Annotated in this window: 21 protein-coding genes; 10 read left to right on the forward strand and 11 right to left on the reverse strand. The window is 59.6% G+C overall.

Annotated elements, in window-relative coordinates:
• Positions 1 to 19: 19 nt before the first annotated feature.
• From fis to ACWKWE_RS20090, 8 genes are all read right to left on the reverse strand, one after another.
• Positions 20 to 340 (reverse strand): DNA-binding transcriptional regulator Fis, encoded by a 321-nt coding sequence (gene fis / locus ACWKWE_RS20055; protein WP_007907419.1) that lies wholly within the window; start codon positions 338 to 340, stop codon positions 20 to 22.
• The gene (gene dusB, locus ACWKWE_RS20060) at positions 337 to 1,350 is read right to left on the reverse strand and encodes a tRNA dihydrouridine synthase DusB (RefSeq protein WP_166595937.1); all 1,014 of its coding nucleotides are present in this window, start codon (positions 1,348 to 1,350) and stop codon (positions 337 to 339) included. The genes fis and dusB overlap by 4 nt, the downstream gene beginning before the upstream one ends.
• Positions 1,351 to 1,642: 292 nt before the next feature.
• Complete coding sequence (locus ACWKWE_RS20065) at positions 1,643 to 3,022, reverse strand: DUF3426 domain-containing protein (protein WP_483851477.1); 1,380 nt, start codon at positions 3,020 to 3,022, stop codon at positions 1,643 to 1,645.
• 49 nt (positions 3,023 to 3,071) lie between these two features.
• Positions 3,072 to 3,950 (reverse strand): 50S ribosomal protein L11 methyltransferase, encoded by an 879-nt coding sequence (prmA, locus tag ACWKWE_RS20070; RefSeq protein ID WP_483851478.1) that lies wholly within the window; start codon positions 3,948 to 3,950, stop codon positions 3,072 to 3,074.
• A 279-nt stretch (positions 3,951 to 4,229) separates the two neighbouring features.
• A complete protein-coding gene (gene accC / locus ACWKWE_RS20075) occupies positions 4,230 to 5,594 on the reverse strand; it encodes an acetyl-CoA carboxylase biotin carboxylase subunit (RefSeq protein WP_166595934.1) in 1,365 nt (454 codons plus the stop codon).
• A gap of 17 nt (positions 5,595 to 5,611) precedes the next feature.
• Entirely contained in the window at positions 5,612 to 6,067 is a 456-nt protein-coding gene (accB, locus tag ACWKWE_RS20080) for an acetyl-CoA carboxylase biotin carboxyl carrier protein (RefSeq protein ID WP_166595933.1), read from the reverse strand.
• Between the two features lie 80 nt (positions 6,068 to 6,147).
• Positions 6,148 to 6,600 carry a type II 3-dehydroquinate dehydratase gene (aroQ, locus tag ACWKWE_RS20085; RefSeq protein WP_166595932.1) on the reverse strand — a complete coding sequence of 151 codons (453 nt, stop codon included), beginning with the start codon at positions 6,598 to 6,600 and terminating at the stop codon, positions 6,148 to 6,150.
• Between the two features lie 164 nt (positions 6,601 to 6,764).
• Positions 6,765 to 8,579 carry a protein-disulfide reductase DsbD gene (locus tag ACWKWE_RS20090; protein WP_483851479.1) on the reverse strand — a complete coding sequence of 605 codons (1,815 nt, stop codon included), beginning with the start codon at positions 8,577 to 8,579 and terminating at the stop codon, positions 6,765 to 6,767.
• A gap of 189 nt (positions 8,580 to 8,768) precedes the next feature.
• On the opposite strand from ACWKWE_RS20090, the gene ACWKWE_RS20095 reads away from it, so the two are divergent.
• Positions 8,769 to 9,740 (forward strand): hypothetical protein, encoded by a 972-nt coding sequence (locus ACWKWE_RS20095; RefSeq protein WP_483851480.1) that lies wholly within the window; start codon positions 8,769 to 8,771, stop codon positions 9,738 to 9,740.
• Positions 9,737 to 10,111 (forward strand): hypothetical protein, encoded by a 375-nt coding sequence (locus ACWKWE_RS20100; protein WP_483851481.1) that lies wholly within the window; start codon positions 9,737 to 9,739, stop codon positions 10,109 to 10,111. Before ACWKWE_RS20095 ends, ACWKWE_RS20100 begins: the two co-directional genes overlap by 4 nt.
• A gap of 26 nt (positions 10,112 to 10,137) precedes the next feature.
• Here ACWKWE_RS20100 and ACWKWE_RS20105 read toward each other — a convergent pair whose 3' ends face one another.
• The gene (locus tag ACWKWE_RS20105; protein ID WP_483851482.1) at positions 10,138 to 10,731 is read right to left on the reverse strand and encodes an HD domain-containing protein; all 594 of its coding nucleotides are present in this window, start codon (positions 10,729 to 10,731) and stop codon (positions 10,138 to 10,140) included.
• A gap of 161 nt (positions 10,732 to 10,892) precedes the next feature.
• Between ACWKWE_RS20105 and gcvA the strand changes: the two genes are divergently transcribed.
• Positions 10,893 to 11,807: a transcriptional regulator GcvA gene (gcvA, locus tag ACWKWE_RS20110; protein WP_483851483.1), complete on the forward strand. Its 915-nt coding sequence runs from the start codon at positions 10,893 to 10,895 to the stop codon at positions 11,805 to 11,807.
• Positions 11,808 to 11,987: 180 nt separating this feature from the next.
• Positions 11,988 to 13,130, forward strand: coding sequence for an alpha/beta fold hydrolase (locus ACWKWE_RS20115; protein WP_483851484.1), 1,143 nt, complete (start codon positions 11,988 to 11,990; stop codon positions 13,128 to 13,130).
• 9 nt (positions 13,131 to 13,139) lie between these two features.
• Here the strand turns inward: ACWKWE_RS20115 and ACWKWE_RS20120 are convergent, their stop codons facing one another.
• On the reverse strand, positions 13,140 to 14,801 hold the full coding sequence (locus ACWKWE_RS20120) for a diguanylate cyclase (RefSeq protein ID WP_483851485.1): 1,662 nt from the start codon (positions 14,799 to 14,801) through the stop codon (positions 13,140 to 13,142).
• 424 nt (positions 14,802 to 15,225) lie between these two features.
• Between ACWKWE_RS20120 and ACWKWE_RS20125 the strand changes: the two genes are divergently transcribed.
• The 6 genes from ACWKWE_RS20125 to ACWKWE_RS20150 all read left to right on the forward strand — a co-directional run bounded on the left by ACWKWE_RS20125 (position 15,226) and on the right by ACWKWE_RS20150 (position 21,987).
• The gene (locus ACWKWE_RS20125) at positions 15,226 to 16,329 is read left to right on the forward strand and encodes a DUF2333 family protein (protein WP_166595924.1); all 1,104 of its coding nucleotides are present in this window, start codon (positions 15,226 to 15,228) and stop codon (positions 16,327 to 16,329) included.
• Positions 16,330 to 16,332: 3 nt separating this feature from the next.
• On the forward strand, positions 16,333 to 16,878 hold the full coding sequence (locus ACWKWE_RS20130; protein WP_483851486.1) for an NUDIX hydrolase: 546 nt from the start codon (positions 16,333 to 16,335) through the stop codon (positions 16,876 to 16,878).
• Between the two features lie 186 nt (positions 16,879 to 17,064).
• Positions 17,065 to 17,436 (forward strand): translation initiation factor Sui1, encoded by a 372-nt coding sequence (locus tag ACWKWE_RS20135; protein WP_092407562.1) that lies wholly within the window; start codon positions 17,065 to 17,067, stop codon positions 17,434 to 17,436.
• A gap of 184 nt (positions 17,437 to 17,620) precedes the next feature.
• Complete coding sequence (gene speA, locus ACWKWE_RS20140) at positions 17,621 to 19,534, forward strand: arginine decarboxylase (protein WP_166595922.1); 1,914 nt, start codon at positions 17,621 to 17,623, stop codon at positions 19,532 to 19,534.
• Between the two features lie 296 nt (positions 19,535 to 19,830).
• The gene (locus ACWKWE_RS20145) at positions 19,831 to 21,078 is read left to right on the forward strand and encodes a contractile injection system protein, VgrG/Pvc8 family (protein WP_483851487.1); all 1,248 of its coding nucleotides are present in this window, start codon (positions 19,831 to 19,833) and stop codon (positions 21,076 to 21,078) included.
• A gap of 39 nt (positions 21,079 to 21,117) precedes the next feature.
• Entirely contained in the window at positions 21,118 to 21,987 is an 870-nt protein-coding gene (locus ACWKWE_RS20150) for an alpha/beta hydrolase (protein WP_483851488.1), read from the forward strand.
• A 44-nt stretch (positions 21,988 to 22,031) separates the two neighbouring features.
• Here the strand turns inward: ACWKWE_RS20150 and ACWKWE_RS20155 are convergent, their stop codons facing one another.
• Positions 22,032 to 23,369, reverse strand: a complete 1,338-nt coding sequence (locus ACWKWE_RS20155; RefSeq protein ID WP_483851489.1) for an MATE family efflux transporter — start codon at positions 23,367 to 23,369, stop codon at positions 22,032 to 22,034.
• Between the last annotated feature and the right edge of the window lie 26 nt (positions 23,370 to 23,395).

Genomic DNA, 23,395 nt, shown 5'->3' on the forward strand with positions numbered 1-23,395 from the left:
GTTTTTCTGTTTTGGAGGCTTACAGCAAGTCGTACTGCTTGAGTTTCTTGCGCAGCGTGCCACGGTTCAGACCGAGCAGTTCGGAGGCCTTGGTCTGGTTGCCCTTGACGTAATTCATCACGCACTCAAGCAACGGCGCCTCGACTTCCGAGAGCACCAGGTTGTAGACATCAGTGACGGCAGCACCTTCCAGGTGAGCGAAATAATTGTGCAGCGCCTTTTCGACGCTTCCGCGCAGGGTCTGACCCTCTTCGCTCGGCGTGTTGAGGTGCTGTTTCAAATTGACGTTGTCGCTCACGGGTGTTGTTCCACTCACTAAAGTCTCTGTCATCATCGTCATGCGGCCACCTCTTGTTCGGTCCCTGACTGCGGGCTTTTTATGCGTTCGGCAAAAAAATCCCGAACGTTGGCGCACTGTGCTTCCGTATCTTCCAAACGATTGAAAAGGGCGCGAAACTCCCTGGCGCCCGGCAAGGTTGCGAGGTACCAGCCGACGTGTTTCCGGGCGATCCGCACGCCCATCACGTCGCCATAGAACGTGTGAAGCGCGGCCAGATGCTCTAGCAGAATGCGTTCCACTTCTCCCAGCGCCAGGGCGGGGAGTTTTTCCCCGGTGCGCAGGTAGTGTTCTATCTCGCGAAAAATCCATGGGCGCCCTTGAGCAGCCCGGCCAATCAACAAACCGTCGGCACCGGTCGCGTCCAGGACGTGCCGTGCTTTCTCCGGTGAAACGATGTCGCCATTGGCAAACACCGGGATCGACACCGCCTGTTTTATCGCGGCAATCGTGTCGTATTCGGCTTCGCCGGTGTAAAGGTCCGCCCGGGTTCTGCCGTGCACCGCGAGCGCCTGAATGCCCGCTTGCTCGGCAATTTTGGCGACGGTCAGACCGTTCTTGTTTTCACGGTCCCAGCCGGTGCGAATCTTCAGGGTGACCGGTACCTCGACTGCCGCGACCACCGCATGCAGGATTTCGGTCACCAACTGCTCATCTTTCAACAGCGCGGAACCGGCAGCCTTGTTACAGACTTTCTTGGCCGGACAGCCCATGTTGATGTCGATGATCTGCGCGCCAAGTTCGACGTTGGCGCGTGCCGCATCCGCAAGCATCTGCGGATCTCCACCGGCGATCTGTACCGAGCGCGGCTCGGGATCGCCTTCATGAATCATGCGCAACCGCGACTTGCGGCTGTTCCACAGGCTCATGTCACTGGTGACCATTTCCGAGACCACCAGGCCTGCGCCGAGTTGGCGACAGAGCTGTCGGAAGGGCTGGTCGGTGACGCCCGCCATGGGGGCGAGGATCAAGCCGTTCTGCAATGTATAGGGGCCGATGCGTACCGCCGACATAGGGTGACCTGTTGTGGGGCCGTATCACGAAGCCTGGTCCGAAAAGTGCTTTCGCAGCCATTCAGACGGGACCCAGAGTATGAAAAAGGGTGGGCATGATACCCGCTCTCGATGACTGGATAAAGGCTGAATTGGATAAAATCTGAACAGTTGCTTTCTTATCGCGAACGGTTAGGTATTGGTTCGCATTGTCATAAAACCGTCGTCAGCTTTCTGATGACGGCGTGCCGCATTTGAGTGCGACAGCACGCGCTGGATAGCCCGGTGCGCGCGGCCTGTCAGGAAGGTGAGTTTACTCCGGCGAGCGAAAACTCAAACTGTAATTCACGGCCTTGGGTCCCGGATCGAGAATGTCCAGGGCGATGTGAATAGGCGTCTGTGGCGGCATTTCGTCCTTTCCGGCGAGTTCGCCGCTCAGGTATTCGCCCGGCTTGAACCGACGACTGGCAATCAGCTGACCACTGGTATCGGCGAAGCGCAATTCCAGGAGTGGGAACGGTTGGGAGAACGAGGCACGGTTGTAGATGATCGCGTCGACCACCAGTGCGCCCTGAAATTCGGGATGACTGCGCACCACAAGATTGCTGCTTTTCAGGAGCTTGATATCGACCTTCGACGGCAATTTGCAGCCGACTTGCGGGCAGATGTCCTGGAACCAGGAGCGGTACTGGTCCTGACGCGCCAGTTCATCAAAGTGATACCAGACGTACTGCCCTGCCAGCCCCAGTAAGGCAATCAATGCCAATAGCAGCCAAAGCACGCGGCGTCCCCAGCGTGGCTTGGGTTTTTGCCAGGCGAGTTGCAGCGGGTCATCGGTGAGGTCGAGCAGTGCCGGGTCGCGTAGACCGGGTTCGTTACGCCCGCGCTTCCCTTTCGTCGGGGGAAGGTCGTCTTCGTCGTCGAGTTCATTCGGATGGCGCCGATCATGGGCGTCGTCACCGTCCAGTGCCGAGAAACGTTCGGATGACGAATGCTCCTCGGGTTCTGCTTCGGCGTGCATGCGGTTTACGGCGTGCGGCTCGTCGTCCAGATCGGCGGGAGCCGAAGAGAAGGACGGCTCGGTGCGGTGGTCATCGTGCCCGATTTCGTCGCGGTCGAGGGGTTCGATCAGCGAATCCGGTTCGTGGTGAACCTCAGTTTCTTCGATGACCTCGGCGCGCAGTTCCGGTAACTGGCTCACGTCGTCGTGGCTCAGGCCCTGATCCCACGCCTCGCTGGCGACCTCAGGCTCATCGCGACGGGCGCTGAAGGATTCCACTTCGTCATGATCGCGATGGCCGCGCGCTTGACCGAAAGATTCCGGCAGCTGGATTTCCCGTTGTTCCAACCGGGCAAGTTCGACATCCAGGTCATCGAGGTCAAGGCTGTCCAGGTCCACTGAACGACGTTCGGACGGCACCGGCAAAGGTGCAGGCTGAGCGGCGACCACGGACTGAGGCGCGAGGACTTCGACGACCGGCGCTGGAACGGGCTGCGCTGGTTCCAGGGGCTGGGCTGCGGCTTGAGCGGCGGCCCGTGCCTCGGCGCTTTTTTCCAACAGTTGTTTCGCGGCATTGAACACTTGCAGGCAAGAGCCGCAGCGCACCATGCCTCGGGCAACGCTCAGTTGAGCGTGGCTGACGCGGAAACTGGTCTGGCAGTGAGGGCACTGGGTGACGAAACTGTCGGTCATGCGGGTATCCGGGGTAAACGAGCGCCTAAAGGGTTGTGATCAATGGCTATCAGCGACGGCGACCGGTGATCCGGACCCAGCCGTCGCGGTTGGCGATCGGGTCCAGCTCGAACGTGTCGGCGTACGCAGCAGCAACCTCTTCGCCTTGTTCGGCCAAAATGCCGGACAACGCCAGGCGGCCACCGGGTTTGACCAGGCTTGCAAGCTGAGGTGCCAGCGAAACCAACGGTCCAGCCAGAATATTAGCCACCAATACGTCGGCTGGCTCTTTTGGCAGGTCTTCCGGCAGGTACAACGGGAATTTCTCCGCCGGTACATGGTTGCGACCGGCGTTATCGCGCGAGGCTTCCAGGGCCTGCACGTCGATGTCGGTACCCACTGCATGTTTCGCGCCTAGCAGCAGGGCAGCGATGGCAAGGATGCCCGAGCCGCACCCGAAATCCAGCACATTGGCGTCGGTCAGGTCCTGGCCATCCAGCCACTCCAGGCACAGGGCGGTGGTCGGGTGGGTGCCGGTGCCGAAGGCCAGACCCGGATCGAGCAGCAGATTGACGGCGTTCGGCTCTGGCGCGGCGTGCCAGCTTGGCACGATCCACAGGCGCTGTCCGAAACGCATGGGCTGGAAATTGTCCATCCAGCTGCGTTCCCAATCCTGGTCTTCGATGACTTCGTGGGTGTGTTCAGGCAGCGGTGCGCCGGTCAGCAGCGTCAGGTGAGCGAGAACCTGGTCGGCGTTGGTGTCGGCCTCGAACAGTGCGAGCAAATGCGTGTGGGACCACAGCGGCGTGGTGTTCAGGTCAGGTTCGAAGATGGGCTGATCTTCAGCGTCCATGAAGGTCACGGACACGGCACCGACTTCAAGAAGCGCGTCTTCGTAGGTTTCGGCTTGTTCTGGGCTGATGGCGAGACGGACTTGCAGCCAAGGCATGGCGGATTACCTTCGAATTGAAAATTGACAGAGCGACTCAGTGCCGCGAAAGACCGGCAAGTTTACGGGGTTCGGGGGGAAACAACAAAGAGCAGACTTGTGCGTGTCTCTGTAGGAGTGAGCTTGCTCGCGATCGCGTCCGGTCAGTCCCTATAGCGTCTACAGGCAGATAGCGATCGCGAGCAAGCTCACTCCTACAGAATTTGCAGCGTTTGATCCGGGAGAAACAACAAAGCCGCTCGAAAGCGGCTTTGTCGTTCTGTCGCACAATCTGACCGATCAGTGTTTCTCGGCGGCCAGTTTGTGTTCCAGGTAGTGGATGTTGACGCCGCCTTTGCAGAAACCTTCATCGCGGGTCAGATCACGGTGCAGCGGGATGTTGGTCTTGATCCCGTCAACCACGATTTCGTCCAGGGCGTTGCGCATGCGAGCCATGGCTTCTTCGCGGGTCGCGCCCCAGGTGATCAGCTTGCCGATCAGTGAGTCGTAGTTCGGCGGAACGGCATAACCACTGTACAGGTGCGAGTCGACGCGAACGCCGTTGCCGCCCGGGGCGTGGAAATGCTTGACCGTGCCTGGGCTCGGCATGAAGGTTTTCGGGTCTTCGGCGTTGATCCGGCACTCAAGGGCATGACCGTGAATCTTCACGTCGTCCTGGGTGTACGACAATTTGTTGCCAGCGGCGATGCTCAGCATCTCCTTGACGATGTCGATGCCCGTGACCATTTCCGAAACCGGGTGCTCGACCTGCACGCGGGTATTCATTTCGATGAAATAGAACGCACCGTTTTCGTACAGGAATTCGAACGTACCGGCACCGCGATAACCGATGTCGATGCACGCCTTGACACAGCGGGCCAGCACTTCGGCGCGGGCTTTTTCGTCGATACCTGGCGCTGGTGCTTCTTCCAGCACCTTCTGGTGACGGCGTTGCAGCGAGCAGTCACGGTCGCCCAGGTGGATCGCCTGGCCTTGACCGTCGGACAGCACCTGAACCTCCACGTGACGCGGGTTGGTCAGGAACTTCTCCAGGTACACCATCGGGTTGCCGAAGGCGGCACCCGCTTCCGAACGTGTCAGTTTGGCCGAGGAAATCAGGTCCTCTTCCTTGTGCACGACGCGCATGCCGCGACCACCGCCGCCGCCAGCGGCCTTGATGATCACCGGATAACCGACCTGACGGCCGATGCGCAGCGCTTCTTCTTCGTCTTCGGGCAGCGGGCCGTCGGAGCCCGGTACGGTCGGAACGCCCGCCTGAATCATCGCGTCCTTGGCCGACACCTTGTCGCCCATCAGGCGAATGGTGTCAGCGTTCGGGCCGATGAACGCAAAACCGGACTTCTCGACCTGCTCGGCGAAATCGGCGTTTTCCGCCAGAAAGCCATAGCCTGGGTGGATGGCCGTGGCGCCAGTCACTTCGGCTGCCGCGATGATCGCCGGAATGTGCAGGTAAGACTGAGAGGCCGATGCCGGACCGATGCAGACGGATTCGTCGGCCAGACCCAGATGCATCAGTTCCTTGTCGGCCTTGGAGTAAACGGCGACGGTCTTGATGTCCAGCTCTTTGCAAGCCCGCAGAATCCGCAGAGCGATTTCACCGCGGTTGGCGATCAGCACTTTTTCCAACTTCGCAGGATTCGTCATCAAAGGCACTCCGCGGTTCAAACGATGGTGAACAGCGGCTGGTCGTACTCAACCGGCTGGCCGTCTTCGACGAGGATGGACTCGATCACGCCGCTGGTTTCGGCTTCGATGTGGTTCATCATTTTCATCGCTTCGACGATGCACAGGGTGTCGCCTTTCTTCACGGTCTGGCCGACTTCAGCGAAGGCTGGCGAGGTTGGCGAAGCTTTGCGGTAGAAGGTACCGACCATTGGCGAACGCGCAACGGTGCCGTTCAGTTTGGGTGCCGATGGCGCTTCTGCTGCGGCGGGAGCGGCAACAGGTGCAGGTGCTGCGGCAGGCGCGGCAACCGGGGCTGGCGCGTAGTACTGCTGTGCTGGAGTCTTGCTGTGACGGCTGATTCGTACGGACTCTTCGCCTTCACGGATTTCCAATTCGTCGATGCCGGACTCTTCCAGCAATTCGATCAGTTTCTTGACTTTACGGATATCCATTAATCATCAACTCCCAAGGGTCGGTCAGGGGTATTTGGTGGCCGGTTCAGGTCATGGGGCTCAGTGCGAAACTGCGCCGGTCATGCTTTCGAACGGGTGGCCAGTTGTTCCAGGGCGGCCTCCAGGGCCAGTCGGTATCCGCTGGCGCCAAGGCCGCAGATCACACCTACAGCAACATCTGAAAAGTAGGAGTGATGGCGGAAAGGTTCGCGTTTGTGCACGTTCGAGAGGTGCACTTCGATGAATGGGATGCTCACTCCCAGCAATGCGTCACGTATTGCGACACTTGTGTGAGTGAAAGCAGCCGGATTGATCAGAATGAAGTCCACGCCTTCATCGCGTGCAGCGTGAATGCGGTCGATCAATTCATACTCGGCATTGCTTTGCAGGTACATCAGATGGTGGCCGGCTTCGCGCGCGCGCTTTTCCAGATCCTGGTTGATGTCGGCCAACGTGATCGAGCCGTAGATACCCGGTTCACGGGTGCCCAGCAAGTTCAGGTTAGGTCCGTGAAGAACCAGTAAGGTCGCCATCGTGTGTTCCTTGTTGGGTGCTTTTTCGACGCTCACCGCAGGTGCGAGCCATTGATGCGGAGCGACTATGCCGGAAAGCGTATTGGACTGTCCAGTTACCGACCCAGATATCGACAATGTTCAGCACGATGACCGATGTTCGCGCAAAATTTGTGACTAAGAGGCTAAATTTGGTCATTTGCTCTAGAAAGCCGCTCGGAGAAGGCTTCCACGTCGATTTCGCCGACGACGCGCACATTTGTCAGCTCGTTCCCGTCTTTTCCAAAAAACAACAGAGCGGGCGGACCGAACAGTTTGTAAGTGTCGAGCAGGGCGCGCTGCTCGGCATTGCTGTCGGTCATGTCGAAGCGAATCAGACGAAAGCCTTTGAGTTGGCTGACAATTTTCGGATCGGGCAACACTTCATGCTCGATGACCTTACAGCTGATGCACCAGTCCGCGTACCAATCCACCAGCACCGGTTTTTCGGCGCTTTTTGCCTCAGCCAGAATCTGTTTAAGCGTCGAAACTTCGGTGACGGTCTGCCATTGCTGCGCGCTGCTGCTTTCTCCCGAGATTTGCGTGTTAGATACACGGCCCAATGGCCGCATTGGATCGGTCTGGCCGCTGAAGGCCCCGTACCAGCAGCAGAGAGCGTAGACCAACAGGAAAACCCCGAGTAGCTGAGCGAGGCGGCCCCGGGTGGTTTTGACGGTGAACTCCAGCGCGCCGAGAAACACCGCGACCCCTGCCCACAGCAGTCCGATCAGCAGCAACGTGGCTTCCCCAGGGATCACCCGACTTAGCAGGCCAATGGCCAACGCCAGCAGCAACACGCCAATCGCATTTTTGACGGTGACCAGCCACGGTCCGCTCTTCGGCAGCCATGCCGCGCCGCCCGTCGCCACCAGCACCAGTGGCGCGCCCATGCCGAGTCCGAGGGCGAAGAGTTTCAGCGCGCCGCCCACGGTGTCTCCGCTGGCGCTTATATAAAGGAGGGCACCGGCCAAGGGCGCTGATACGCAGGGCGACACCAGCAGGCTTGATACAACGCCCAGGACGGCAGCGCCCCACAGCGATCCGCCTTCGGTGTTGCCAGCGATGCGGTCGAGCCTGTCATTCAAGGCGCGAGGCAGGCGAAGTTCGAACACCCCGAACATCGCGATGGCAAACACCACGAAAAACAGCGCGAACGGCACCAGCACCCAGGCCGATTGCAGCCGGGCCTGGAGATTGAGGCTGGCGCCGAACATCCCCATCAGTGCGCCGAGCATCGCGAAACAGATCGCCATCGGCAGCACATAGGCAAGGGACAGAGAGAAACCGCGCAGTCCACCGATCTGCCCGCGCAGCACCACGCCGGAGAGGATCGGCAGCATCGGCAGTACGCACGGCGTGAACGTCAGGCCTATCCCCGCGAGGAAAAACAGCGCCAGTTGTTTCCAGCTGAAAGGCGTTTGGCTCGGCGTGGTCGTGGCTACCGCGATGTCAGCGACGGAGGCCGTGTCGCCAATGCTCAAACGCTGGGTTTCAGGGGGGTAGCAGAGGCCTTTATCCGCGCAACCTTGGTACGTCACGACCAGCGTGAAGGGCCGCGTGTCGCCCGCTTTGCGCGGCAGGTTGATGTCGAGAATCCCGTGATACACCTCGACATCGCCGAAGTACTCGTCGTGTTTTTTCTCGCCGTCCGGGAGCTGTGCGGCGCCCAAGATATCCGCAGGTTCTGTACGGAACTGGAAGCGGTGGCGATACAGGTAATAGCCTTCAGCAGCGACGAATTGCAATTTGATCGAGTCGGGGGGCGTATCGATCAGGTTCAGTTGGAACGCTTGGCGAACGGGCAGGAAGTCCTTGCTGTTGTCGATGCTGGAGCTGCCCAGTGCCGAGCTGCTGCCCAGCGTCGGACTCCCGAGCCCCGAACTGGGCCGGCTGTCCAACAGGCTCGCGCTGAAAGCAGGCAGGGCGAGGGTCAGAAAAATCAGACAAAGCAGGCGGCGCATGGCGGTCTCGCATCACAAAAGTCGCCGCATGATAACGCAGGGTGGGAGGGGATGCAGAGACGGGCGAGGAGGCTGTAGGTTCTTTCTGAAAACACTGTAATCAGTGCATATTCAACGCGCTGTTTACTGACAGCGCGTTCATTCCGAACCAATGTTCTTCCCTCATACCTGCACCTGAGAGGGAGCCCATTGTCCAGGCCCTATGCGTTCATCAATGACGAAGTCCGAGACTATTACCAGTTCCGGGATTACACGCTGAAGGTTCCCGCCAGCGCCCGCGCGAAATTCGATCAGCTCAATGCCCACCTCCGCCCCCATCCGATCCTGCCCGGCCAGGTCGTGGTGATGACGGATGGGCCTTCGCACCTGTGTACCCCCGAAGAAAACGAGCTGATGATGCTGGCCAGGAATGTCCGCCTGTCGATGGTGGGGCATGATCCGCAGAGCAGTCGGGTGATGGTCCAGAATTACGACGTGCTGCAAAGCATCATGGGTTACGGGTCCATCGGTCTTGGCAGCGCGACCGGTGCATGGAGCGGGCATTTACGAGAACTGGAAAAGCTGCTCAAGGAAGTCGAAAACCTGATGCAGCGCTGGCGATCAGGCGCCCTCACCAATGATCAGTTCTTCGCCCAGCGACAGGTGCTGTTTTCAAAGATCGAGACCCGTTTACAGAACATTGGCCGCCTCGGTTCCGGACTCGGCAATCAAGGCAAAATCAAAGACATCCTCGGCATTTCCACTAAACGCTTCCTCCACACCGGGGAACTGAGGGGGTACGCGTACAACGTGAGACGGATTTCCGCGACGGCCAAGGTGTTGAGTCGAGGCACCTATGTGGGCGTTGCGCTGGATGTTGGGGTTGGAGCGCTGGAGATTCAGGAGGCGTGTGCGTTGGGGAAGGAAGATGTTTGCACCAAGGCGAAGTATGTGGAGAGTGGGAGGGCTGCTGGGGGTATCGTCGGCTCTTTGGCGGGCGGCACCGTCGGCGTCTCTGCCTCAGGAGGTATTTGCGCTGCACTCGCTCTGCCTTCGGGTGGGATGGTTGCGGTTGGGTGTGCATTGGTGTTTGGTGTCGCTGGTGCTATCGGGGGCGGAGAGGCACTTAGCCCTTTGGGTGCCGTAGCGGGAAATCAACTTTTTTCGTGGTTTGAACAATGAAGCTGCAAGCCATCGACGGCGTCTTCCTAGCCTGTGCTGCGACGTGTTTAGTTGCCACCGGTTTTATGATTTATGCCATGTTCGGCAAGCTTGTAAAAATGGAGGGCTACCTGAGCAGAAGCTCAGTTATTCACGACGTAAATCGTCGCTTCTCGGATGTAGGATTGTTGGGGCGGCAGATTCGACTGGGAGTGATTGCCGGATGTCTGCTTCAGCCAAAGCTTTATATAAAGCGTGGACTGCTCGAACCCGCTGATCTCGCAAACTTTCCCACGGGTTTGAAGCGGCTGGTCACGCTGCCGATGTTTTTTTTCGTAGGCTCGGTAGTAGCGATGTGGATGCTGAAACCCTATGTCGCCTTACCAGAATGATATGCCGCCTCCACCCCGGATACTCCTCACGCAAACGCCTTCTCACCCCCAAACGCCGGACGGGCGAAAACCCGTCGCACCATCGGTTCGAAATACTCCAGTGGCAGGGTGTCGTAATCGGGATCGAACGCGGTCTGGTCCCAGCGTTCGCAGAACATCGCCGAGCGCTGGAAGGCCGGGTGGTCTCGGTATTTATCGCGTTCGTTGCGATCACGGCCAATGTGATGGAAGTAGTAGTAACCCTGAAAAATCGCGTGTTTGGACAGCATCCAGTGGTTGTCGGCCGAGATGTAGGGCTTGAGGATCGCCGCGACCAACTCGCCGTGGTTGTAAGGCGCGATGTCATCGCCGATGTCGTGCAGCAAGACGCACACCACGGTTTCCTCATCGGCCCCGTCGCGCACGGCGCGGGTCGCGGCTTGCAGCGAATGCTCGTAGCGGTCGACCGGGAAACCCAGTGTACTGCCTTTCAGCGTTTCGAGGTTTTTCAGCACGCGGTCTGCCAAGCCACGCTCATAGACGTCGCACAGGTGTTCGATGTGCTTCCAGTCCTCGGCCGTTGATTCAGTGAAGCTCGTAAAAGCAGGTGCCGGGCGATCCTGATGAAGAGTGTGCTGCATGTCGAACTCATCCTTTCGGTGATAAGGCTCACGTCATGGGGATCGCCATTGCTATCACTTGACTTGCCCCGATGGATCAATTTTTATCCCGTTTCGTGGGGCGTGACAAACAACCAATGCTCACGGGATGCATCAATGCACATAATCCATGAGGTCAAGCCATGCAGTCGCGTCTTCCACCGTTGAATCTTCTGCGAGGCTTCGAGGCGTCTGCGCGGCACCTGAGCTTCACGCGGGCGGCGGATGAGTTGCATATCACGCAAGCCGCCATCAGCCACCAAATCAAGCAACTGGAAGAGCACCTGGGCGTCCTGCTGTTTCATCGGATGATTCGCAAACTCCGTTTGACGGACGAGGGACGACTGCTGTTTCCCGTCGTGCAAACCGCGTTCGAGCAAATCGGCGAAGCCGTCACCACGCTTCGCGCCAGCCAGGGCACTCACTCCCTGACAGTGGGCCTGGAGCCTTCGTTTGGTGCGAGCTGGATGTCCCCTCGGCTTGGGCGTTTTTGGGCCCGCCATCCGGGTGTCGATTTACGCTTGCACCATTCGGTGCAAAGAACGCTATTCGCCCACGAAGAGCTGGATTTGGCCGTGCGCTGGGGGAGCGATGACTGGCCGGGTCTAACGGCCGAGCGTTTGATGGGGCTTGCGTTTGCGCCCGTGTGCAGCCCCGCTCTACTGACGGGATCATCTCCGCTGCGCACCCCGTCGGATCTGACTCACCACACACTGCTCCATGATTACGACCGTGAAGGCTGGCGCGAGTGGCTGGCCAGTGCCGGTGCCGAAGGCGTGAAGCCGGAAAGCGGTGTGGTCATCGATGACACCAACGTGGTGACGCAAGCCGCCATCGACGGGCAAGGCGTGGCGTTGTGCGGGCTCGCGCTGGTTGCCGGGCATCTGGCGGCAGGGCGTCTGGTCAAGCCGTTTGGGCACTCCGTCGAAACGAACTCGGCGTATTACGTGATCTACCCGCCCGTCGCGATCAAGCGCCCACACATCCGCGAGTTCATCGCCTGGCTGCACGAAGAGGCCGAGCGGGATCGTTCAACGGATTCCCACCCTTGGGAATGACTCATGAGTGGACGCGTAAAACCGTGCATGCATTAGTTAAGCTTATTCATTCGGCGATAAATATTCGTTTGTCGTTCCCATCCGGCGCTGGCTAGGATTCAGGCAATTGACGTTGCCCGTTGTGTCATGAACGGATGACGATCCCGGCTGATCTGCTCTTTCGCCTGAAGGTTTTACGCGATGACTGACACGGAGTATCTCGACGAGATGCCACTGCCGGAGGGCATCCGCTCCCGCCAGATCGAGGGCGTAAACGGCCTGAGCATGCATGTGCTGGAGGCCGGGTATTCCAATCCTGAGCGGCCTTGCATCCTGCTGCTCCATGGTTTTCCGGAGCTGGCCTACAGCTGGCGAAATACTCTGCTTGGATTGTCGCGGCAGGGGTATCACGTCATCGCGCCCGACCAGCGAGGTTATGGCCGAACGACAGGATGGGAGGCGGAGTACGAGACGGATCTGCGGCCTTTTTTCATGTTGAATCTGGTAAGCGATTCTATTGCGTTGCTGGCGGCCACGGGGCGTGACTCCGTTGCCGCCGTAGTAGGGCACGACTTCGGCTCACCCGTCGCGGCTTATTGCGCGTTGGTCAGGCCGGATATCTTTCGCGCTGTTGTGTTGATGAGCGCGCCGTTCAGTGGGCCTCCGCTGTTGGCGAGCGCCGTCGATGGGCCCGACATGAGCGAGCTGCTTGCGGCTTTAACTCCGCCGAAAAAACACTACCAGCACTATTACTGCACCCGGAGCGCCAATCGCGACATGACCGAGCCGGAAGGAGGCCTCGCTCGTTTTTTACGAACGTATTTCCACGTCAAAAGCGGCGACTGGTCAGGCAATTCGCCTTTTCCGTTACTCGCATGGTCAGCCGATGAGCTCGTGAAGATGCCGCCGTACTACATCATGGGGCTGGATGACAGCATGCCCGCCGCTATCAATGCCGATGCGCCGGATGCCACGGAGGCCAAACGGTGCGAGTGGTTGACTGGATCGGACCTTGCGTTCTTCACCGCGGAATTTCAACGGACTGGCTTTCAAGGCGGGCTCAACTGGTATCGATGCAGCTTCTTGGCCGATCACGATCATGAGTTGAGCATGTTTGCGGGGCGCACGATCAACGTGCCTTCGTGCTTTATCTATGGCGAGAAAGATTGGGGGGCCTTTCAAGCCCCTGGCGCGCTGGAAACGATGCAAAACACGGCGTGCACCGACATGCGGTTCATCGAGTCGATACCGGGTGCAGGGCACTGGGTTCAGCAGGAGCAACCGGAGCGCGTGGTCAGCGCCATGATGAGGTTTCTTCAATCAGCTGAGGGATTGTCTCGTTGACGATCCTCGTCAGTTCACGACGTCCAGCGGCGAATGCTTTTTGGCAAGCATGATGTCTTCACGCAACGTGTGGACCTGATTGCGTCCGGCCTTTTTCGCGCGATACAACGCGTCATCCGCCTGAGACGCCAGCATCAGCGCATCATCGCCTTCTTCCAGTTCCACCACGCCTGCGCTGAAGGTGCAGAAAAGGTCCACCGGTTGCGCCGGGTAATGAATTTCCGCGAAGCGGCGACGAATCTCGTCCAGCACGCCGAAGGCCGATTTGAGGTCGGTGTCAGGCATGACCACGGCAAACTCCTCACCACCGTAGCGGCCAATGTAATCGGTCTTGCGCAGGCGTTGCTTGAGGAACAGCGCGAGGCTCTTGATCACGCGGTCGCCCATGGGGTGGCCGTGACCGTCGTTGACCTTCTTGAAGTGGTCGATGTCCAGCATCACGAAGCTCAGCGGCTTGTTTTCCCGGCGTGCGCGGAAGCTGCAATCTTCCAGCAACTGCAGGATATGCGTGTGGTTGTACAGGCCGGTCAGGCTGTCACGCACCATTCGCGCTTTGAGGTTTCGCGCCCGAGCGGCGCGGTTGCGCACCGTCGTGATCAGATGGCGCGGCTTGATCGGCTTGGTCAGGAAGTCGTCACCGCCCTCGCTCATCGCGTCCAGCTGTTTGTCCAGGTCGTCTTCGGCGGACAGGTAAATGATCGGCACGCTGACGTAACGGTCGTTGTGACGAATGACCTTCGCCAGCTCGGTGCCGGTGCAGCCGGGCATATACATGTCGAGAATGATCAGGTCCGGCTGAAAGTCAGCCAGCTCAGCCATCGTCTGAATCGGGTCGAACAGTGTGCGCGTCACGATACCGGCATTGTTCAACAGCCGTTCGGTGTGCGTGGCCTGGGCACGAGAGTCGTCGATGATCAGCACTTTATACGGCTCGTACTGCGCGACCCGCGTCAGAATCTCGATTTTTTCCAGCAGGCTTGAGGCCTCCAGCGTGCCGGTCAAAAACTCTTCGCCACCGGCACGTACGGCGGCCAGCCGCGTCGGGGTATCGGTTTCGTGATGGCTGAAAAACAGCAAGGGCAGTTTCTGTTCCAGACCTTCCTGCATTTTGGCAGCGAGCTTCAACCCTTCGCCCACGCCACCGAAATCCACGTCCATCACCACGGCGGCGGGCAAGCGCTCGGCCAGGGTGGCGTGGAAGGCCTGCGGACTTTCCATGGATTGCGCGCTCAGACCGAAAAACTCCAGCTGTTTGGCCAGGCGTTCAGCGCGTTCGTGATTTTGCAGCATCACGTAAATCGGCTTGCGCAGCGGTGGCAGCGACGTGTGTTCCAGCCGATCGCCATGACGCAAGCCCGTGCGGGAAAGGCGCTGCATCAGGCGGTTCAGGTCGGTGATCAACGCGCTGCTCAAGCGGCCGCGATTGGCTTCCACTTCCAGCAAGGATTGGGCGATGCCACGCGCCAGATGCGCGTGTTCTTCCTGTTCGAAGCGCTCGGCGAACCGCAGCAGGCGCTGGTTGGAGTCGCTGAGTTCTTCCAGATCCGCAGCCGTCCATTCGCTTTGTTGCAGGCGTTGCCAGACCTCCAGGATCTGACGGGCCTGGTGGATCACGCGCTGGGCGAAATGGTGCTTGAGACGGTCTCGGCTCGGATCTTCTGCTTCGGTCATGTCCTGACTACTTCTAGGGGAAACCCTGATACGGATGCTGGCGCTATGCTAGCACTACTTATCTCACACAGGTGCGCCGTAAGTCATTTTGTTGTCATTTATTCACGTCAACTTTCTGTCTTTGTAAGCCAAATGCGTGCCAAGGCCACTGGCGTTGTGTAGGGGTATGGATGAGGCACTCAGGCGCGTTGCATGTGACAGTCGTGAGCAGATTTGTTGCATGACAATTCACGTTTCCAGGCTGAAACCCGATAGCGACCACCGTCTTCGGCCATCCTGGCCCGCAAATCCTGACAGCGCCTCGCATGACGCACACGGACCCGTCGATTACGCATTTGAGCCATCCTCCACGTTCCTGCCAAACGCACCTTGCTGTAAGGTTGCGGTCAGAAGCACTGAATTCCGTGATTGAAAGGACAAGGCCATGCTGGATTGGAAGAAGCGCTCGGGCGCTGCGGGCGGGAGTGAGCGTGTTGAGGAAAAGCCAGTAGGCAAAGAATCGCGCGCGCCTCGTGGGTACTTGAGTGGATTGCTGTTCAGCCGTGCCGTGGGCGCGGTGGTCGGCATTTACCTGGTCGTTACCGTGGCGCTCGGTATCTGGTGGAGCAGCGAGCCCCCACTGTTCCCGGTCCAGCAACAGGCGCAGGCTGCTGCCGAGCGTGAAGGCAAGCAGATGGTGATCGGCTACACCACCGTCGAAACCCTCAAGACCGTCGCGTCGACCCTCCTCGACAAACCCGGCGGCTACATTTCCAACGACCGTTTCCCGCCAGGCCTTTGGCTGGATAACACCCCGAGCTGGGAATACGGCGTGCTGGTCCAGGTCCGCGACCTGAGCCGTGCACTGCGTAAAGACTTCGCTCGCTCGCAGTCCCAGTCGGCTGAAGATGGCGATCTGGCCCGCGCCGAGCCGCTGTTCAACTTCGACAACAAGAGCTGGATACTCCCGTCCAGCGAGTCTCAATACCGCGAAGGCATTGCCGCGCTGAGCCGTTATCAGGCGCGCCTGTCCGACCCGAATCAGAAGGGCGCGCTGTTCTACACCCGCGCTGACAACCTCAACAACTGGCTGGGCGACGTCGGCACCCGTCTGGGCTCGCTGTCCCAGCGCCTGTCCGCCAGCGTTGGTCGCGTGAAGCTCAATAGCACATTGAAAACGGAAGCGCAGTCCACCGTGACTGTGAAGCCGGGCGAAGTGCCGCAGGTCGATGAAGAAATCGTCGAAACCCCGTGGATGCAGATCGACAACGTGTTCTACGAGGCCCGTGGTCAGGCGTGGGCGCTGTCTCACTTGCTGCGCGCCATCGAAGTCGACTTCGCAGACGTGCTGGCCAAGAAAAACGCCACCGTGAGCGTGCGTCAGATCATTCGCGAGCTGGAAGCCTCGCAAGAGCCGATGTGGAGCCCGGTCATTCTCAACGGCAGCCCGTTCGGCGTGTTCGCCAACCACTCGCTGGTCATGGCCAACTATTTGTCGCGGGCCAACGCAGCGGTCATCGACCTGCGTCAGCTGCTGTCTCAGGGTTGATCGGTGTCAGTCTCTGAAAACGAAGTCGCGCACCGCGCGGCTTCCGACGCCGAACTCATTGCCTGGGTCGACCGTCAGGATCGATTGCTGGGTTCCTTGCCTCGCGCCGAGCTGCGCGAGCGTGGCCTGATCGGTCGCGGCACCTACATTCTGCTGTTCAACTCATCAGGCGAACTCTGTGTGCACCGCCGCACCCTCAGCAAAGCGATCTATCCCGGATTCTGGGATGTCGCGGCAGGAGGCATGGTTCAGGCGGACGAGAGCTACGTCGAATCGGCTGCGCGAGAACTGGAAGAAGAGTTGGGTGTGGCGGGCGTCGAGCTGATCGCTCATGAAGAGTTTTTTTTCGATCAGCCGGGTAACCGACTCTGGTGTGCCGTGTTCTCGGCGGTCTGGGACGGGCCGCTGAAACTGCAACCGGAAGAAGTGCTCGAAGCGCGTTTCATCGGCATCGAACAGGTGCTGCGCGAAACCACCGAAAAGCCTTATTGCCCGGACTCTCTGGCGGCGTTGAAGCGCTATTTGGGCGACGTCGCAAATGTCCCGTAAATTGGCGCATATTTGCACTTAGCATCTGCGCTTTTTGCCGTTACACTGCGCGACTTTTCACGCCGGACTGGCTTCACGGTCCGGTTGCGCTGCCCCTGCCTGAGTGGGGCTTCGCGGTCGGTTCCGTAGACTCGGGTTTAACCGTTCTGCCCGACCAGACTTTGGTCCTCAAGAAGAGGATTCCCGGTGGCCAAAAAAGCCGCATCCTTCGCTGCCCTCGGTGGCCTGGTGTTTTCGACCGACGCTGGACGCCACTGTCCAGACTGCCGTCAGCCCGTCGATGCCTGTATCTGCAAGAAATCCGTTATCCCCGAAGGTGATGGCATTGCCCGTGTGCGCCGCGAGAGCAAAGGCCGGGGCGGTAAAACCGTGACCACCATCACCGGGGTGCCGCTGGCCGAGGATGCACTCAAGGAACTGGCGACTACGCTCAAACGTCGTTGCGGAACCGGTGGTGCGCTCAAGGATGGCGTGATCGAAATTCAGGGTGATCACGTCGAGACACTGCTGGCGGAACTGGTCAAGCAAGGCTTCAAGGCGAAAAAGTCAGGCGGTTGAACCGTCCTGTCGGATCGTCTCTGGTTTCGTTTTCGGTCGGGCGTCTGTTTTCAAAAAACAAACTCTGGTTCGTGTCATGGGTCTACAGAGCCATGCGGGCTGGCGCCAAACCGTCATTTCCACTCTATACACTGCGCCCAGCCGGTCAGGCCGGGGCTTTATGACTTTTATATAGGGGACTTCGATGTCCGTACGACGCACACGCAAAGACGATGGCAGCCAATGGACCGTGGCGGACAGCCGCAGTGTCTACGGGATTCGTCATTGGGGGGCTGGTTATTTTGCAATCAACGAAGCCGGCCGTGTTGAAGTCCGCCCCAATGGGCCGGGCAGTTCGCCCATCGACCTTTATGAGCAAGTCGACCAGCTGCGCAAGAGCGGCTTGTCCTTGCCGTTGCTGGTGCGTTTCCCCGACATTCTCCAAGACCGCGTGCGCCAGCTGACGGGCGCCTTCGACGAGAACATCGCGCGCCTGGAATACCAGAGCCAATACACCGCGCTGTACCCGATCAAGGTGAACCAGCAGGAAGCGGTGGTGGAGAACATCATCGCCACGCAAAACGTCTCCATCGGTCTAGAAGCCGGCTCCAAGCCCGAGCTGATGGCCGTGCTGGCGTTGGCCCCGAAAGGCGGCACCATCGTCTGCAACGGTTACAAGGACCGCGAATTCATTCGACTGGCGCTGATGGGCCAGAAGCTCGGCCATAACGTCTTCATCGTCATCGAGAAAGAATCCGAAGTCGAACTGGTCATTGAAGAAGCCGCCGAGCTGAAAGTCGCGCCGCAGGTGGGCCTGCGGGTTCGTCTGTCGTCGCTGGCGTCGAGCAAATGGGCCGACACCGGGGGCGAGAAGTCCAAGTTCGGTCTGTCTGCCGCGCAATTGCTGTCGGTGGTCGAGCGTTTCACCAAGGCCGGTCTGGATCAAGGCATCCGCCTGCTGCACTTCCACATGGGCTCGCAGATCGCCAACCTGGCCGACTACCAGCACGGCTTCAAAGAAGCGATTCGTTACTACGGCGAGCTGCGCAATCTGGGCCTGCCGGTCGACCACATCGACGTCGGCGGCGGTCTGGGCGTCGATTACGACGGCACGCATTCCCGCAACGCCAGCTCCATCAACTACGACATGGACGATTACGCCGGTGTCGTGGTTGGCATGCTCAAGGAATTCTGCGATGCGCAAAGCCTGCCGCATCCGCACATCTTCTCGGAAAGTGGCCGTTCGCTGACCGCGCACCACGCGATGCTGGTGATTCAGGTCACCGACGTCGAGCGTCACAACGACGAAGTGCCGGTGATCGACGACAAGGAAAGCCTGCCGGAAACCCTGCAATGGCTGATCGACCTGCTCGGCCCTACCGACATCGAGATGGTCACCGAAACCTACTGGCGCGCGACGCACTACATGAGCGACATCGCCACCCAGTATTCGGACGGCAAGATCACCCTGGCCCAGAAAGCCTTGGGTGAGCAGTGCTATTTCGCCGTGTGCCGCCGCCTGCACAACTCGTTGAAAGCGCGTCAGCGTTCTCATCGCCAAGTGCTGGACGAACTCAACGACAAGCTGGCCGACAAGTACATCTGCAACTTCTCGGTGTTCCAGAGCCTGCCGGACACCTGGGCGATTGACCAAGTGTTGCCGATCATCCCGCTGCACCGTCTGGACGAAGAGCCGAACCGTCGTGCCGTATTGCAAGACCTGACCTGCGACTCCGACGGCAAGATCAACCAGTACGTCGACGAGCAGAGCATTGAAACCAGCCTGCCGGTCCATGCCCTGAACGAAGGCGAGGACTATCTGCTGGGCGTATTTCTGGTCGGCGCGTACCAGGAAATCCTGGGCGACATGCACAACCTGTTCGGTGACACCGACTCGGTGAACATTTACCAGAATCAGGACGGCAGCGCGTACTCAGCGGGTATCGAAACCCACGACACCATCGAAGACATGCTGCGTTACGTGCACTTGTCGCCCGAAGAGTTGATGACGCACTACCGCGACAAGGTCGCCGGCGCGCGCATCACCCCGCGCGAGCGCACGCAGTTTCTGGACGCGCTGCGCCTGGGCCTGACGAGGTCTTCGTACCTGTCGTCGTAAGGCATGCGCCGGTACGTTCGATGACGTAAACCTGTAACCGCACGGCTTGTCGACGGTGGCGATTTCAACACCGCCACCACCGACAAACCGTGCTGTACAGAGATGCGTGCCCCCTTTCGAGGCGTTTTTTGACGCGATAAATACCTTCAAAATCCTTCGCTCCTACAGATTCTCAATCGCCTGCTGTCCCTGCGTGTAGGCCATTTCCTGTTCTGCGTTTACCCCCTCTACTTGACGCATCTTCTGTTACAGAATCCCCGGCCGCCTGAAACCGCTCGCCGAGGACATCCCGCGCCATGCACCCGTTTAACGACATACCCCACTTGCGTCTGGACATCAGTCGCCACAAACGCTCATTCGAGGTGTTGACCTGCGAAGGGCACGAATTTGCCGACCAACCCTATAGCTTTCAACTTGAAATTCTCAGCCCGAACGGCGCGGTGGATGCCCATGAACTGCTGTTCGGTGCCTGCTTTCTGTATCCGGCGGGATCGAGGTCGGGTATTCACGGCCATGTCCAGAGCATCATGCGCAGTAGCAGCAGCGAACGCGCCTCCAGTGACCTCAACCAGCGCACGCCCTCGCGTTACTTGATCACCGTGGGCCCTCGGCTCGGACTGATGGCTTATCGTCACAACCAACGGATCTTCCAGGGGATGTGCGCCGAGCAGATCATTACGCAGGTGCTGAGTGAGCACGGGATCGATGACTCGGGTTTCTTCTGGCGTCGCAAACAACCGAGTGTGACACGCGATTATTGTGCCCAGTACTGCGAGACCGACCTGCAACTGGTACAGCGATTATGCGAAGAAGAAAACATGCACTACCACTTCCTGCATGCTCGAACCGGGCATGTCGTTGTCTTTTCCGAAGAACTCCCGGAAGGCGTGAGCCTTCAGCCACCCGAATGGGTTGTCCGGGAGCCGAGTCACAGCCTGCAAGCACGGATACCGCCCCTGGCACCCAAGATGTGCATGCAGCAGGCCTGCGTCGTCGGTGGCTTGTTCGAACCTGCCCGGCGTGACGACCGGGGCCGGATTCAGGTGCGGTTTGAGTGGAGCAATCAAGGGGATGGCGCTCGATTCAACGATTGCTGGATTCCCGTCGATCCGGCGCTGAACCAACGTGATCAGCCGTGGTGGGGTGGCATGGAAGTGGTGGTCAATTTTCGTGATGGTAACCCCAACTTGCCTTATATCAGCGACCGGTTATGGGACCCGGACATCAACCCGCGTGCCCGTCCGGACCCCGCCTCGGTGACTCGCCGGGTGTTGACCACCCGGATCGACACGTCGGCGTTTCTCGACGACTCCCGGCAATTTTCTGTCGACGATCAAATGGTCATGCGGCTGGCCGCGCACCATGAAATGCATTTCAGGGTGGGCACGAGTCTCGTGACCATCGATTCGAAAAGCGTTTCATTGAGCGGGCTGAAAGTGATGCTGTCTTCCATTGCCGAGGCTGAGGCCGAAGCGAAAATCGAAGCGCAAGGTGAGGGTGGAGGCACAGATGTTCTGAATTCAGCGGGCGGGGCGGAGTCGTAAGCTGTACCGACTCTTTGTCTCACGCCCTGGCAAGCCTCAATGATCAGAATTGCATGTCGACTGTTGCTCGCGGGCGGATTGTTAGGCCTGTTGATGGGCTGTTCGCCGCTGAAGGTCCTCAACGCATTCACGCCAGGGGGCACGTTCACCAGGACGGCGGACCTTGGCTACGGCAGTGACCCGCGCAATCGGCTGGATATCTACACGCCGGTCGATGCACCCGCCGATGCGCCGGTGGTGGTGTTTTTTTATGGCGGCAGCTGGAACAGCGGTTCGCGCACCGATTACAGCTTTGTCGGAGAGGCGCTGGCTTCGAGGGGCATCGTGGCAGTGCTGGCGGATTACCGGCTTTATCCACAGGTGCATTACCAAGGCTTTCTCGATGACAGCGCGCGAGCGGTGGGCTGGACTCGCCAACACATTCGCGAATATGGCGGCGATCCAGATCGGCTTTACGTGATGGGGCACAGCGCGGGAGGGTACAACGCGGCGATGCTGGCATTGGACCCGAAATGGTTGGCGACGGTGGGCATGAAACCGTCGATGCTCAGCGGTTGGATCGGCTTGGCGGGGCCCTATGATTTCCTGCCGATTGAGAACCCTGAGGTGAAGCCGGTGTTTTATTTTCCGAATTCGCCACCCGACTCGCAGCCCATTAACCACGTCAGCGCCGAGTCGCCCCCCGCGCTGTTGATGGCGGCGAAGGACGACACCCTCGTCAATCCCGAGCGCAACACCGGCGGCATGGCCAAACGGATGCGGGAACTGGGGGTGCCGGTGCGTGAGCTGTACTTCTCCAAGCCGGGGCATGCGACGTTGGTGGCCGCGTTTTCACGGCCAATGCGCGGGCTGGCGCCGGTGCTGGATGAGGTGGTTCGGTTTGTTCATGGGCAAGATCGAACTCACTAGGTCATCAGGGCTAGGGCCTGCGCCCGCAGGCTGCCTACTTGGACCTACAGAAACCACCCACCCGTCTGGTTCAACCGCCGCGCAATGACGCCCAACGTCACTGCCCGCAACGCCATGAACAGCAGAAACGCCACCCACAGCCCATGGTTGCCAAAACCGTGGGCCAGCCATGCAAAGGGCGCGGAGATCAGCGCGGTGACGACCATCGCGTTGCGCATTTCCGTTGCGCGGGTCGCGCCGATGAACAGGCCATCGAGCAAGTAGCTCCAGACCGCTACCAGCGGCAGCACGGCGAGGTAAGGCAAATAAACGAAGGCAATCTCGCGGACTTCCACGATATCGGTCTGCATCTCGACGAACAGATACCCGGCCAACAGAAAAAACACCGCAAACGCCACGCTGCAGATCAAAGACCAGCCTGTCGCCACATTCAACGAGCGACGCAGGGCTTCGCGGTCCCGAGCACCAATCGCATGGCCGCACAACGCTTCCACGGCATGAGCCAGACCGTCCAGTGCGTTGGCGGTCAGCAGCAAGCCGTTGAGCAACAGCGCGTTGGCGGCCACCGTTGCATCCCCCAACCGTGCGCCCTGAACCGTGATAAAGAAAAACACCGATTGCAGCACCAGGCTGCGAATGAAGATGTCGCGGTTGACCCCGAGCAGCGGCCGCCAGTTGTGCCAGCGCCTGAGCGCCGACACGATCAATTGGCCGGGGTAATCACGAAGCCCTTTGCGAGTCAGCGCCAACCCCAGCAGCGCGCCGACCCATTCCGCGATGACCGACGCGCGGGCGCAGCCAACGACGCCCCAGTCGAGTCCGAGCACGAACCACAGGTTGAGCGCGACGTTCACAAGATTGGTCGTCAGCAGAATCGCCAGCGGCGCCCGGGCGTTTTGCAGACCGAGAAACCAGCCCACCAGCGCGTAGCTCGCCAACGCGGCAGGCAGCCCCAGCAGGCGGGTGTGGAAGAAGTCTTGCGTCAAGTCGTTGAGGTCGGGGGAGGGCTGCATGATCTGCAACGCGAGATGCTGGAACGGCAGGCCGATCAGGCCCAGCAGCACCGCAAACCCGAGCGCCAGCAAGAGGCCCTGAAGCAGCACCTGACGCAACGCCGAGCCGTCATTGCGCCCCGCCGCCTGCGCAGCGAATCCCGTGGTGCCCATGCGCAGAAAGCTCATCGCCCACGCCAGAAAACTGTACAGCGTGCCACCGACCGCCACCGCGCCGAGCTGATGGGCATGGGGCAAATGGCCAATCACTGTGCTGTCCACCAGCGAAACCAGCGGAACAGAGAGGTTCGACAGAATCATCGGCGCGGCCAGCGCCCACACCTGTCGATGGGTGACGCGCTGACGCCAGTCTGCAAAGAAATTGGACATAAGGCTCCCGGGGAAGGGCGGCATTG

Source organism: Pseudomonas salicis (genome assembly GCF_057128705.1).